14 protein-coding genes are annotated in these 13,103 nt (G+C 72.5%); 6 read left to right on the top strand and 8 right to left on the bottom strand.

All coding sequences use genetic code 11. The annotated features are described in order from the left end of the window. Positions 1-31 precede the first annotated feature (31 nt). The 3 genes from F9B16_RS53585 (at position 32) to F9B16_RS14295 (ending at position 3,327) form a co-directional block, all read left to right on the top strand. Entirely contained in the window at positions 32-1,390 is a 1,359-nt protein-coding gene (locus F9B16_RS53585; RefSeq protein ID WP_264159702.1) for a carboxypeptidase regulatory-like domain-containing protein, read from the top strand. A 36-nt stretch (positions 1,391-1,426) separates the two neighbouring features. Beyond that, the gene (locus F9B16_RS14300) at positions 1,427-2,662 is read left to right on the top strand and encodes a helix-turn-helix domain-containing protein (protein ID WP_151540537.1); all 1,236 of its coding nucleotides are present in this window, start codon (positions 1,427-1,429) and stop codon (positions 2,660-2,662) included. 320 nt (positions 2,663-2,982) lie between these two features. Beyond that, a complete protein-coding gene (locus F9B16_RS14295; protein ID WP_151540536.1) occupies positions 2,983-3,327 on the top strand; it encodes a hypothetical protein in 345 nt (114 codons plus the stop codon). On the opposite strand, the gene F9B16_RS53580 is transcribed toward F9B16_RS14295, so the two are convergent. Continuing rightward, entirely contained in the window at positions 3,296-3,874 is a 579-nt protein-coding gene (locus F9B16_RS53580) for a TetR/AcrR family transcriptional regulator (protein WP_151540535.1), read from the bottom strand. The two genes, F9B16_RS14295 and F9B16_RS53580, sit on opposite strands and share 32 nt — an antisense overlap. Before the next feature lie 88 nt (positions 3,875-3,962). On the opposite strand from F9B16_RS53580, the gene F9B16_RS14285 reads away from it, so the two are divergent. After that, positions 3,963-4,793 carry an NAD(P)H-binding protein gene (locus tag F9B16_RS14285; RefSeq protein ID WP_151540534.1) on the top strand — a complete coding sequence of 277 codons (831 nt, stop codon included), beginning with the start codon at positions 3,963-3,965 and terminating at the stop codon, positions 4,791-4,793. Positions 4,794-4,995: 202 nt separating this feature from the next. On the opposite strand, the gene glnA is transcribed toward F9B16_RS14285, so the two are convergent. Next, on the bottom strand, positions 4,996-6,420 hold the full coding sequence (gene glnA, locus F9B16_RS14280) for a type I glutamate--ammonia ligase (RefSeq protein ID WP_151540533.1): 1,425 nt from the start codon (positions 6,418-6,420) through the stop codon (positions 4,996-4,998). Between the two features lie 175 nt (positions 6,421-6,595). Between glnA and F9B16_RS14275 the strand changes: the two genes are divergently transcribed. Beyond that, on the top strand, positions 6,596-7,081 hold the full coding sequence (locus tag F9B16_RS14275) for an RDD family protein (protein ID WP_151540532.1): 486 nt from the start codon (positions 6,596-6,598) through the stop codon (positions 7,079-7,081). Positions 7,082-7,125: 44 nt separating this feature from the next. Here the strand turns inward: F9B16_RS14275 and F9B16_RS14270 are convergent, their stop codons facing one another. Beyond that, the gene (locus F9B16_RS14270; protein WP_151540531.1) at positions 7,126-7,821 is read right to left on the bottom strand and encodes a DUF4191 domain-containing protein; all 696 of its coding nucleotides are present in this window, start codon (positions 7,819-7,821) and stop codon (positions 7,126-7,128) included. Positions 7,822-7,908: 87 nt separating this feature from the next. Next, the gene (gene lipA / locus F9B16_RS14265) at positions 7,909-8,838 is read right to left on the bottom strand and encodes a lipoyl synthase (protein WP_151540530.1); all 930 of its coding nucleotides are present in this window, start codon (positions 8,836-8,838) and stop codon (positions 7,909-7,911) included. Between the two features lie 217 nt (positions 8,839-9,055). On the opposite strand from lipA, the gene F9B16_RS14260 reads away from it, so the two are divergent. Then, positions 9,056-9,553, top strand: coding sequence for a DUF1877 family protein (locus tag F9B16_RS14260; RefSeq protein ID WP_225991618.1), 498 nt, complete (start codon positions 9,056-9,058; stop codon positions 9,551-9,553). A gap of 83 nt (positions 9,554-9,636) precedes the next feature. Here F9B16_RS14260 and lipB read toward each other — a convergent pair whose 3' ends face one another. The 4 genes from lipB to sucB all read right to left on the bottom strand — a co-directional run. Beyond that, complete coding sequence (gene lipB / locus F9B16_RS14255; RefSeq protein ID WP_404800497.1) at positions 9,637-10,368, bottom strand: lipoyl(octanoyl) transferase LipB; 732 nt, start codon at positions 10,366-10,368, stop codon at positions 9,637-9,639. Positions 10,369-10,417: 49 nt separating this feature from the next. Beyond that, on the bottom strand, positions 10,418-11,155 hold the full coding sequence (locus F9B16_RS14250; RefSeq protein WP_151540528.1) for a Type 1 glutamine amidotransferase-like domain-containing protein: 738 nt from the start codon (positions 11,153-11,155) through the stop codon (positions 10,418-10,420). Between the two features lie 142 nt (positions 11,156-11,297). Next, complete coding sequence (locus F9B16_RS14245; protein ID WP_151540527.1) at positions 11,298-12,185, bottom strand: TIGR01777 family oxidoreductase; 888 nt, start codon at positions 12,183-12,185, stop codon at positions 11,298-11,300. 148 nt (positions 12,186-12,333) lie between these two features. Further along, positions 12,334-13,103: 2-oxoglutarate dehydrogenase, E2 component, dihydrolipoamide succinyltransferase (sucB, locus tag F9B16_RS14240; RefSeq protein ID WP_151540526.1), on the bottom strand; the 770-nt coding region annotated here is incomplete at its 5' end.

Genomic DNA, 13,103 nt, shown 5'->3' with positions numbered 1-13,103 from the left:
GCGCCCGATCCGTCCAGAAAGGTCCCCGCGCGTGACCGACGACCCCGAGGACGAGCCGAACCTGCTCATGTCGCTCGCCGGAAGCCTCTGGTTCCCGCTGCTGTTCTTCTTCGGCTTCCTGATCTGCTACATGCTGCCGTTCCACTCCCCGTCGCCGCACGACGTCCGCGTCGCGGTGGCCCCGCCGGCGGTCGCGCAGCGGCTCGGCCCCGCGCTCGACCAGAAGGCGCCCGGCGCGTTCGAGGTCATCCCCGTCAAGGACGCGTCCGCCGCCCGCAAGAAGATCCTCACCCGCCAGGCCGTCGCCGCCTACACCGTCGAAGGACCCGCCCAGGCCACCCTCTACATCGCCAAAGCCGACGGCACCTTCCTCGAACAGGCCGCCACCAGCACCTTCACCGCCGTCGCGAAGCAAGGCGGGCAGACCATCCGGACCGTCGAACTCGTCCCCACCGCCAAGGGCGACGTCACCGGCACCGGCCTGTTCTACCTGTCCATGGCCTGGAACATCGCGCCCTACATCGCCGTCATGATGCTGATGCGCGCCGTCACCCTCAGCCGCCGCGCCAAGGTACTCACCCTCGCCGGCATGGGCGCGTTCATGGCCGTCGTCGGCTTCTACATCGCCCTGGCCATGGACGTCGTCCCCAACGACCCCCTCGCCATCGCCTACGGCTTCCTCATCACCCAGGCGGTCGCCCAGTTCAGCTACGGCCTCGTCCCGTTCGTCCGCCAGTTCATCCCCGGCGTCGCGATCACCCTGTTCGTGCTGCTCTCGATCCCGTCGAGCGGCGGCGCCATCCCGTACCAGCTCGTCCCCGGCTTCTTCCGCGCCCTGCACCCCGTCATGCCCCTCGGCAACCTCCTGGACGCCCTGCACGGCATCTTCTACTTCGACAACGAGGGCCTGCTGCGCCCCACCCTCGTCCTGTGCGGCTGGGCCGCCGCCGGGTTCGTCCTCATCGGCGTCGGCGCCTACCTCCAGCGCCGCAAGGCCGCCCAGGCCGAAGCCGGCGCCACCGCCGAAGAGGAGATGGTCGAGGACCCCACCTTCGAGGCCCCCGTCCCGCACGCCGTCAGCCCCGCCCACCACGAGCACTTCGGCGACGTGATCCCCGGCCTCGTCGGCACCGTCCGCACCACGTCCGGCGACCCCGTCACCGACGCCCTGGTCACCGTCCTCGCCACCGGCGGCCACCAGCTCATGCGCACCCGCACCGACGACGAGGGCCGCTACGCCGCCGCCGGCCTCCCGGAGGACTTCGTCACCGTCCTCCTCCTCGCCCGAGGCCACACCCCCGCCGTGGCCCGCGTCCTCCTCACCGCCGGCCGCACCCACCGCCAGGACTTCGTCCTCGACACCCCCGTCCACGGCGCCCACCCCGCCTAACCTGAAAAAAGACACCCCTCGAAAGGCGGCGGGCCCATGGACGAGCGAGGCATCGATCCGGCCGACCCCGATCTGACCGTCGGGCAGCGCATCCGCTACTTCCGCGAACGGCGCGGGATGTCCCGCGAGGTGCTCGGCGGCCTCATCGGCAGGAACGCGCGCTGGGTCAAGGCCGTCGAACGCGGCGAGATCGGCGAACCGAAGCTCCCCACCCTGCTGGGGCTCGCCGAAGCGCTGAAGCTGCGGGACGTGGCGCGCCTCACCGGCGGCGGCCCGATGCCCACGAGGATGCTCCGGGGGCCCGGGCACCCCGCGCTGGGCGCCGTCCGCGACGCGATCAACGCCGTCGCCGTCTCCATGACCGACCCGCCCCCGCCGCTCGCCCACCTCCAGGCAAGGCTGGACGCGGCGTGGCGGGCCCGGCACGCCGCACCCGACCACCGCACCGTGCTCGGCGCCCTGCTGCCCGACCTGATCAGGGACGCCAAGCGCGCCGTCCGGGCCTACGAGGGCGCGCAGCGGCGCCGCGCCCTGGCGCTGCTCGCGCAGATCTACAACCTCGCCCAGTTCTTCCTCGCCTACCAGCCGTCCGCGGACCTCCTCTGGCGCGTCGTCGAGCGCAGCATCATGGCGGCCGAGGAATCGGAGGACCCGAAGGCGTTCGGCGGCGCCGTCTGGCTCGCCGCCCAGGCGCACCGGGACGCCTGCGACTTCGACGCGGCCGAGGCGGTTAACCGCGAAGGCCTCGAGTGGCTGCGGCCCCGCCTCACCAGGGACGACGCCGCTCTCCGGGCCATGTGGGGCGCCCTCCACCACGAGGTCGCCTACACCGCCGCGCGCGCCGGGCAGCCCGGCACCGCGTGGCGCTGGTGGGACGAGGCCGACCGCATCGCCCGCACGCTCCCGGCCGCCCACTACGACCCGATGACCTCGTTCTCGCAGGTCATCATGGGTGCCCACGCCGTCACCATCGCCGTCGAACTCCGTCAGGCCGGTGAGGCGCGCCGGCACGCCGTCCGCGCGTCCCGCGCCACCATCCCCTCGCGGCCCCGCCGCGGCCGCCACCTCGTCGAGGTCGCGCGCGCCTGGCAGCTCACGGGCGACCAGGCCGCGACCCTCGCCGCGCTCGACGACGCCCAGACCGCCGCCCCTGAAACCGTCCGCTACAACGGCTACGCCCGGCGCATGACCGTCGAGCTGGCCTCCGAGGGCTCGCCGGACGTGCGGCGCGGCGCTCGCACCCTGGCGGATCGCATCGGCCTGCTGGTCTGAACCAGGGGACAGGAACCCTGTCCCCTCGGCGTCGACCGTCCGGGCACTCTGCGTTACATGTCGTACACAGAACCACAACGCACGGGCTGCGAGCTCTTCACCTGGGATGTATTCGCGGAGGGCGGGGCGGGTGGTGTCACCGACGACCGGGACGCGGCGCGGCGGCATGTTCGCGAGGCTCTGGCAGGGGCGCCGCCGGGGACACGGGGCTGCGTGCGGAGTGTGGCGTTGTGTCCACTCGGCCGGGCCGTCTACGTGGACCTCGGGCTGGTCGCCGAGGCCCGGCGTGGCGCCGCGTCCACCGTCACCTGGCACGAAGCATGACGGAGCGCGGGCGAGAGGACGTCGTCCATCTGGAGCGGCTGGCCGGGGCGCTGGAGCGGGCGGGGCTGGCCGTGCAACGGTGTTTCGGGGACGATCCGGCGTCGGTGCGGGTCCTGCTCTCGGCGCGGCTCGGCGAGAGCGTGCGGGTCAAGGCGGGTGTGGGCGGGGTGCCGTGGTTCGTCGCGTCCACCGGTGATCCGCTGGCGCCGTGCCATGACACGGGACGCGCGATCGTCGAGATCAGGGCGCGGGTGGGGTCGTTCGGGCGGGCGGCGGAGGTTCTGCGCGGGGAGGCGGAGCGGCGGCGGGTCAGGGGGTTCGTGGTGCGGCGTCGAGGATGAGTTCGGCGAGGCGGCGGGCGTGGCGGGCCGGGCCGCCGGTGCCGAGGGCCTGGACGGACGCGTAGGCGCCCTCGAAGGCCAGCGCGAGCTGGTCGCCGACGATGTCGGGGTCGGTGACCCCGGCGGACGCGGCGAGGTCGGCGAAGCGGGCGCGGACCCACCGCTTCGTCCCGGCGGCGGCCTGGTGGGCGGGATGGGCGGCGTCGGGAATCTCGGCGAGCGCCATGAGGAACGGGCAGCCGCGGCAGCGGTCCGGCTGGATCTGCTCGGTCTGCGCGTCGAACAGCGCGAGGATCCGGGCGCGCGCGGGCCGGTCCCCGTCGGCGGCGGTGGCGTCGAACCACTCCTTGTAGAGGCCGTCCGCGCGGGTGACGTAGGCGGTGATCAGGTCGTCCTTGGACGCGAACAGCCGGTAGAGGGTCGTGGGCGCGACGCTGGCCGTGGCGGCGATCTTGTCCACGCCGACGCCCTTGATGCCCTGCCAGTAGAACAGGTCGTGGGCGACCTCGAGGAGGTGCTCGCGTGTCTCGGCGGCGCTGCGGCGCATCACCGGACCCCTTGCCAGATCCGACGCATGGTTCTAGCGTACCTCTTTGTTAGGGAACGTTCCCTAACAAAGAGGGGAGCGCGGAGCGATGTTCTTGGTGACGGGCGGGACGGGCAATGTCGGGCGCGAGGTCGCGGCGGCGCTGGCGGTCGCCGGGGAGCCGGTACGGGCGCTGACCCGGGGCGGGGCCCCGGCGGACGGTCCGGACGGCGTCGAGTACATCACCGGCGACCTGAACAAGCCGGAGACGCTCGCACCGGCCCTGGAGGGCGTGCGGGGGCTGTTCCTGCTGCCCGGCTACGACGGGATGGCCGAGCTGCTCGCCGAGGCGAGACGCGCCGGGGTCGAGCACGTGGTGCTGCTGTCCGGTTCGTCGGCCGAGTCGGGCGACATGGCCAACGCCGTCAGCCGCTACATGATCGAGTCGGAGGACGCGGTCCGCGCCTCGGGGCTCGCCTGGACGATCGTGCGGCCGAGCGGGTTCATGTCCAACACGTTCGAGTGGATCCCGCAGCTCAAGGCCGGTGACGTGGTGCGCGCGCCGTTCGCCGGGGTGCCGATCGCGGTGATCGACCCGGCCGACATCGGCGCCGTCGTGGCGGCCGCGCTGCTGAGGGACGACCAGCGGGGCCGCGTGCTCCGCGTCACCGGCCCGGAGCCGCTGCGGCCCGCCGACCGGCTGCGGATCCTCGGCGGCGTGCTGGGCCGCGACCTCCGGCTGGACGCCCAGCCGGACGACGAGGCCCGCGCGGAGATGCTCCAGAACATGCCCGAGAAGTACGTCGACGCGTTCTTCGACTTCTACGTGGCCGGTTCGCTGGACGAATCGGTCGTGACCACCACCGTCCGCGACGTGACGGGCCGCCCGCCCCGGACCTTCGAGCAGTGGGCCGCCGCGCACGCCGCGTCCTTCGCCTGACCGCCTCGGGGCCGCCCGGCCGGCAGGGACGCCTGCTCGACCGCGTCGTCTACACCCGCAGGATCGGCTGACCCCGGAAACGCGGAAGGCCCGCGAGGCGTTCTCGCGGGCCTTCCGGAACAACGATCAGACGTCGTCGTACATCTCGTTTCGATCCTCGGCCATGGTGGCGGCCGCCACGTGCTCCCGAGCGCTCGCCCGATCAGACGTCGTAGTAGATCTCGAACTCGTGCGGGTGGGGGCGCAGCCGGATCGGGTCGATCTCGAACTCGTGCTTCATCGTGACGTAGGTCTCGATGAGGTCCGGAGTGAAGACCCCGCCCTCCAGCAGGTAGTCGTGGTCGGCCTCCAGGGCGTCCAGCACGGCCGGCAGCGTGCCGGGGACCTGCGGGATCGCCCGCGCCTCCTCGGGCGGCAGCTCGTAGAGGTCCTTGTCGATCGGCTCCGGCGGCTCGATCTTGTTCTTGATGCCGTCCAGGCCCGCCATCAGCATCGCCGAGAAGGCGAGGTAGGGGTTGCAGGACGGGTCCGGCACACGGAACTCGATGCGCTTGGCCTTGGGGTTCGAGCCGGTGATCGGGACGCGGATGCACGCCGACCGGTTGCGCTGCGAGTAGACCAGGTTGACCGGCGCCTCGAAGCCCGGGACGAGCCGGTGGTAGCTGTTCACCGTCGGGTTCGTGAAGGCCAGCAGGGACGGGGCGTGCCGGAGCAGGCCGCCGATGTAGTGCCGGGCGACGTCCGACAGGCCCGCGTAGCCGACCTCGTCGTAGAACAGCGGCGAGCCGTCCTTCCAGAGCGACTGGTGGACGTGCATGCCGGAGCCGTTGTCACCGAAGATCGGCTTGGGCATGAACGTGACGGTCTTGCCGGCCCGCCGCGCGACGCTCTTGACGATGTACTTGTACAGCATCAGGTTGTCGGCGGTCTTCAGCAGCGTGTCGAACCGGAAGTCGATCTCCGCCTGGCCGGCGGTGCCGACCTCGTGGTGCTGCATCTCGACGGCGATGCCGGAGTCGATGAGCTGCGCGACCATCTCCGAGCGCAGGTCGGTGTAGTGGTCCATCGGCGGGACGGGGAAGTAGCCGCCCTTGTAGGGGGGCTTGGCGCCGAGGTTGCCGCCCTCCTCCTCGCGCCCGGTGTTCCACGCGCCCTCGACCGAGTCGAGGTAGTAGTAGCCGGCGTTCTGCTTCGTCTCGAAGCGGACGTCGTCGAAGATGTAGAACTCGGCTTCGGGACCGCAGTAGACCGTGTCGGCGATGCCCGTGCCGCGCAGGTAGTCCTGGGCCTTCTTGGCGATGTTGCGCGGGTCGCGGCTGTACGGCTCGCCCGTGAGCGGGTCGTGCACGAAGAAGTTCAGGATGAGGGTCTTGTGCTGGCGGAACGGGTCCACCACGGCGGTCGCGGGGTCGGGGAGCAGGAGCATGTCCGACTCGTGGATCTCCTGGAACCCGCGCACCGACGAGCCGTCGAACATCAGCCCCTCGGTGAAGACGCTCTCGCCGAAGTTCTCGACGGGGAACGTGAAGTGCTGCATCTTGCCCGGCAGGTCCACGAACCGGCAGTCGACGAACCGAACACCTTCGTTCCTGAGGTAGCTCAGGACCTCTTCGGCGCTGCTGAACATCCAGCCTCCTTGGTGCGCTCTTGGGCATCTCGCAGGCTACGGCCGGGCCGTTTCCCGGCCGTGTCCCATATGTTTCGACTGTGTTACGCGGATCACCGGGCGTCCTGCTCCTCAGGGTTCCCTCCCCGGGGGAGCCGGGTCGGAACCCGCCAGGGGAGCGGATAGCGTAGAGGCCATGAGCGGTGGTGAAGAGCAGCAGGCCGCACGGCCCCGCTGGACGCAGACGTGGCTCGGCGGCGCGCGCGCGGCGGGCGCCGACCTCGGCCGCCCCGGCGAGCGCCTCGGGCTGCCGGAGAGCGGCAGCGGCGCCGTCGCGTCCTACGGCCGCCGGCTGCTCGCGCTGTTCATCGACTGGGCGCTGTCGACGCTGGTCGCGAGCGGCCTGGCGAGCGCCCTCGACTGGTCGGCGCCGCAGCGCAGCCTGTGGACGCTGGTGATCTTCGGGGTCCAGGGCTGGCTGCTCACCGCGACGATCGGCACCACGATCGGCAAGCGGCTGTGCGGCATCCGGGTCGTCCGGCTGGACGGCCGCCCCGTCGGGTTCCTCATGGGGTTCGCCCGCGCGCTCCTGCTGGTCCTCGTCGTCCCGGCGCTGATCTGGGACCGCGACTACCGCGGCATGCACGACCGCGCGTCCAACACCGCCGTCGTGAACATCTAGGAAAACGGAAAGCGCCCCCGAAGGGGCGCTCCGACCGCGTGCGGTCACCGCATCTTGGGCTTCGGGCCCTTCGGCATCTTCGCGCCCTTCGGGATCGGGCCCTTCGGCATCTGCATGGACCGGGGCAGCGCCTGGAGCCGGTCGTTCAGCTCCCCGACCTGCGCCTTGGTCAGGTTGCGGGGCAGCTTCATCAGGTGCCGCTGCAGCTGGCCGACGGTGATCTGGTCCTCGTCGTCGCCGACCTGCACGTCGTAGATCGGCACCTGCTGCGCGGCCCGGGAGATCCGCTTCTTCTCCGCGCCCAGCAGCTGCCCGACCCGGTTGCGCGGGCCCTCGGAGACGAGGATGACGCCGGGACGGCCCACCACGCGGTGCACCATGTCGAGGTTCCGGTTGCCGCTGACCGCCTCGGTGACCGTCCAGTCGCCGCGCATGTTCTTCAGCACCGCGGCGGCCGCGCCGGGCTGCCCGGCGATCACCTTGTACTGCGCGCGCTGCGCCAGCTGACCGAAGACGATCATGCCGACGGCCGCGCCGGCCAGGACGCCCAGCGGGACGAAGAACCACAGCCGGCCGATCACCAGCCCGATCACGATGACGACGATCAGGGTGCCGATCGCCGACGCGGCGACGATCGGAAGGGCCTTCGGGTCGGCCTGGCGGAGCACCTGGGCGACCATGCGGATCTGCTTGAGGCGGCCCGGACGCTCCTGGCTCCCGTCCGCGGGCGTTTTCGACATGAACCCAAGGATAGTCGGCCGGGACCCCCGTCCCGACACCGTCCTCGCCGGGCGAAACGCGGGCGAGGACGGCCGGCCGCCGCGGAATCAGGCCTGGCGGGCCTCGATCGCCTGCTTGTAGAGGCGTCCGGCGCGGTAGCTGGAGCGGACGAGCGGCCCCGACATGACGCCGGCGAAGCCGATCTCCTCGGCCTCGGCGTTCAGCTCCACGAACTCCTCGGGCTTCACCCACCGCTCCACCGGGTGGTGGCGGGGGCTCGGCCGCAGGTACTGGGTGATCGTGATCAGCTCGCAGCCCGCCTCGTGCAGGTCCCGCAGCGCTGCGGAGACCTCCTCGCGGGTCTCGCCCATGCCGAGGATCAGGTTCGACTTGGTGACCAGGCCGTCCTCCCGGGCCCTGGTGATCACCTCGAGGGACCGCTCGTAGCGGAACCCGGGGCGGATCCGCTTGAAGATCCGCGGGACGGTCTCGACGTTGTGCGCGAGCACCTCGGGACGCGACGAGAAGACCTCGGCGAGCTGCTCGGGCACCGCGTTGAAGTCGGGGATCAGCAGCTCGACGCCGCAGCCGGGGACGGCCGCGTGGATCCGCCGGACCGTCTCGGCGTACAGCCAGGCGCCGCCGTCCTCCAGGTCGTCACGGGCGACGCCGGTGACGGTGGCGTACTTCAGGCCCATCGTCGCCACGGACTCGGCGACGCGGCGGGGCTCGTCCCGGTCGAACGCGGCGGGCTTGCCGGTGTCGATCTGGCAGAAGTCGCAGCGCCGGGTGCACTGGTCGCCGCCGATGAGGAAGGTGGCCTCGCGGTCCTCCCAGCATTCGAAGATGTTGGGGCAGCCCGCCTCCTGGCACACCGTGTGCAGGCCCTCGGACTTCACCAGCCCGATGAGCTCCTTGTACTGCGGGCCCATCTTCAGCCGCGTCTTGATCCATTCGGGCTTGCGCTCGATCGGGGTCTGGCTGTTGCGGGCCTCTATGCGCAGGAGCTTGCGCCCCTCGGGTGTCACCGTCGTCACCCGTTCAGGGTACGTCGCGATCAGCGCGCCGGCACATCGCGGCCGCGCGCCCCCGGGGTTAACGCACCCGTATCGGACCGATCTCGAACGTGTGACGTTACCCCGCTCACACCGTCGATTCGCGTGTTTCGGTCCATGACCACCGGCGGTTCTCTCTAGGGTGACTCCCTGTCGTCACGCAACAGCGTTCGCATGGAGGACCGCAGTGGGTCTGGCAATGTCGTACCTCAGGGTGCCGCCGGTGCTGGAGGGTGAGCCGGATCCCGCCCGGGTCGCCCGTCGCGTGTTCGGCGAGCCGGACTGGCGGCGCCGCGTGCCGTTCGCGCCGCTGGACGTCGGCGGGGCGTGGCAGGCGCTGCACTACCTGGTGACCGGCGACCCCTGGGAGGGGCGCCAGCCGGAGGCCGACGTGGTGTGCGGCGGCCGGCTGCTCACCGAGGACGGCGCCGACGAGCTCGGCATGGACGTGATCTACCTCGCGCCCGACCGGGTGAAGCCCGCCGCCGACCATCTGGCCGCCACCCCGTTCGCCGGCGTCGCGGGCCGCTTCGAGCCCGCGGTGATGGTGCAGGCCGGCGTGCAGGACGCGGGCCGGATGGACGCCGCGGCCCGCGACCGCGTCCTGAAGCCCGCCTACGAGGCGCTGGTCGCGTTCTACCAGGCCGCGGCGGACGAGGGGCAGGCCGTCTTCAAGGTGATGTTCCCGAACCACTGACCGCCGCGTGGGCCGCGCCCAGGCCGTGCCCAGACCGCGCTCAGGCGGCGGCGCGAACCGGTCAGGCGGTGCTCAGGCGGCGCTCAGGCGCCGAGGGCGGCGAGCTGGGCCGTCGTGCGGTGGAGGGTCTCCCGCGCGCCGAGCGCCTCGGCGAGGTGGCGCTCCACCAGCGGGGTGACCTCGGCGACCGGGACGTCCCGGCCGACCTCGCGGCTGAGGTTCGTGGACCCGGCGTCGCGGATGCCGCACGGCACGATCCTGTCGAACCAGCCCATGTCGTTGTCGCAGTTCAGCATGAACCCGTGCATGGCCACGCCCCGCGCCACCCGGATCCCGATCGAGCCGATCTTGCGGTCGGGGGTGCCGGGCACCCACAGCCCGCTGCGGCCCTCGACCGTGGTGGTCTCCAGCCCGAACTCGGCGCACACCGCCATCATCATCCGCTCCAGCAGCCGCACGTAGGAGACGACGTCGGCGGGATCGGGCAGCCGGACGATGGGGTAGCCGGTGAGCTGCCCCGGGCCGTGCCAGGTGATCTTGCCGCCGCGGTCGACGTCCACGACCGGGGCGCCGGGGTCGCCGAACGGCCGGTCGAGGTCCCCGGTCCGCTTGCCCGCGGTGTACACCGGCTGGTGCTCCATCAGCAGGACCGTGTCGGGGATCACGTCGTCGACCCGCAGGGCGTGCGTGCGTTTCTGCAGGTCCCAGCCGTCCAGGTAGGGGACGGCCGCGGTCCCGAAGCCCGCGTGGACGACCACCAGCCGGCCGGTCGCCGGCGCCTTGCCGGGGGGCGTCTCGGGCGCGGCCCCCCGCACGTCCAGATCACTCACGCACGCCAGCCTATGCCGCCCGCGGACCGCTTCCTCAGAGGGACGCCAGCCGGCGGGGCTCCAGCCGCGTCTCCTTGGCGGTGCCGGGGCCGTCGGGCTCGACCCGGTAGGCGCCCGCGTCCTGCCGGTACGACACGGCCTGGACGAACTCGGTGCCGACGTAGTGCAGGCCGACCGACTCGTCCGCCGCGTACCCGCCGGGCAGCGTGCCCTCGCCGACGAGCTGCTGCAGCAGCGGGCGGCGCTGCGGGTCGCTGTCGTAGTGAACCCCGCACGAGTACGGCAGGAAGCCGAGCCCGTCGGTGAGCGGCCGCAGCTGCGGGCCGAAGGAGTCGGTGTTGCCGCCGACGTGCCAGCACAGCGCGCCCGCGCTCTGCCCGGACAGCACCACGCCCTCCTGCCACGCCTCCCGCATGATCTCGTCCAGGCCGTGCAGCCGCCACAGGGCGAGGAGGTTCGCGACGCTGCCGCCGGACACGTAGATCAGGTCCTGGGTGAGCAGGTGCGCGCGCATGTCGGCGACGCTCGGCATCGGGAACAGCGACAGGTGGCTGACCTCGGCGTCCAGCTGGGAGAACCCCGCGTAGAAGCGCGCGACGTACTCGGCGCCGTCGCCGACCGCCGTCGTCAGGAAGCACATCCGGGGACGGTCCTGCCCGGTCAGGTCGAGCGCGTAGCGCATCAGCGGGCTCGGCGCGATGCCCTCCCGGCCGTCCGGGACGAACGTGCCCCCGCCGATGGCGAGGATGTGCGGCTGTCCGTCGGTGCTCATTCGCCCTCCACGTCGGCAAGCTCTCTCAATGTCACCGTATGGCCACCGGGCGGGAGCGGCCGCGACTTTAGCGAATCTTGGTCTCGGCGCGCCGCGGCGGGCCGGTCACAGCAGGCCGGTCGCAGCGGGCCGGTCGCAAAGGTCACAGGAGGGCGGCGAGCGCGGCGTCGACGTCGGCGTGCCGGAACCGGAACCCGGCGTGCTCCAGCCGCCGCGGCAGCACCCGCTGGCTGATGAGCGGGCCCTCGTCGGCGAAGTCGCGCAGCGCGGCCCGCAGCACCGCCTTCGGGACGGCCAGCCGCGCCGGGCGGTGCAGCGCCCGCGCCAGCGCCGCGGTGTACGCGGCGTTGGTCACCGGGTTCGGCGCGGTCAGGTTCACCGGACCCGACACCTCGTGCTCGATCAGGAACCGCAGCGCCGCGACCTCGTCGGCGAGCGAGATCCAGCTCGTCCACTGCGTCCCGTCGCCGAGCCGGCCGCCGAGCCCGAGCCGGAACAGCGGCAGCGTCCGCCCGACGATCCCGCCGCCGCGCGCCAGCACCACCCCGGTGCGCGGGTGGACGACCCGGACCCCCGCCTCGCGCGCGGGCGCGGCGGCGGCCTCCCAGTCCCGTACGAGCGCGGCGAGGAACCCGGCGCCCATCGGGGACTTCTCGTCGGCCTCCCGGTCGCCGGTGTCGCCGTAGAACCCGATCGCGGACCCGCACACCAGCACCGGCGGGCGGTGGCCGGCCGCCGCGATCGCCTCCGCGAGCGTCCGGGTGCCGTCGAGCCGGCTGTCCCTGATCCGGCGCTTGTACGCCCTGGTCCACGGCCGGTCGCCGACGCCCGCGCCCGCCAGGTGCACGACGGCGTCGGCGCCCTCCAGCGCCGCCGCCTCGACGCAGCCGTCCGGCGGGGACCAGCGCGCCTCGTCGGGCGCCGCCGGCTCGCGGCGCACCAGCCGCACGACGTCGTGCCCGTCCTCCCGCAGCGCCCGCACCAGCGCCGATCCGATCAGGCCCGACGAGCCCGTCACGGTCACCCTCATGTCCCCACCCTACGGGGACGCCCCCGGCGTGCGGTGAGATTCTCACCGCGGTCCCGGGTTTCCGCCGGGACGTTCCCGGGGTTCCCCGGAGACGCGCGGGACCCCGCCGCCCGCGTGGGGCGCCGGGGTCCCGGACGTGCCGGAGGGGTCAGAGGCCGAGGTCGGCCTCGAAGTTGCCCTCCTCCAGGCGGTGCTTGATCGTGCCGAGGAAGCGGGCGGCGTCGGCGCCGTCGATCAGCCGGTGGTCGTAGGTCAGCGCCAGGTAGACCATCGACCGGACCGCGATGACCTCGCCGAGGTCGGGGTCGTCGATGACGGCGGGCCGCTTGACGACGGCGCCGGTGCCGAGCATGCCGACCTGCGGCTGGTTGAGGATCGGGGTGTCGAACAGCGCGCCGCGGCTGCCGGTGTTGGTCAGCGTGAACGTGCCGCCGGCCAGCTCGTCCGGGTGCACCTTGTTGGTGCGGGTGCGCTCGGCGAGGTCGGCGATCCGCTGCGCCAGGCCGCCGAGGTTCAGCTGCCCGGCGTTGTGCACGACCGGGACCATCAGGCCGCGCTCGGGCACGTCGACGGCGATGCCGAGGTTCTCCACGTCGTGGTAGGTGACCTCGTTGGTCTCGCTGTCGATGACCGCGTTGACCTTCGGGTGCGCCTTCAGCGCCTCGACGGTCGCGAGCGCGAAGAACGGCAGGAACGACAGCTTGACGCCCTCGCGGGCCTGGAAGTCGGCCTTGGCCTGCTCCCGCAGCCGCGCGATCTTGGTGATGTCCACCTCGACCACGGTGGTCAGCTGCGCCGACACCTGCAGCGACTCCACCATGCGGCGGGCGATCGTCTGCCGGATCCGGGACATCTTCTCGGTGCGGCCGCGCAGCGCGAGCTGCTCGGCCGGGGCGCCCTCGGGCGCCGGGGCCGCGT

This window comes from Actinomadura montaniterrae (assembly GCF_008923365.1).
GTDB classification, from domain to species: Bacteria; Actinomycetota; Actinomycetes; order Streptosporangiales; family Streptosporangiaceae; genus Spirillospora; species Spirillospora montaniterrae.
Note: the sequence above shows the minus strand (reverse complement) of the source record. Positions and strands in the feature narration are given on the sequence as shown.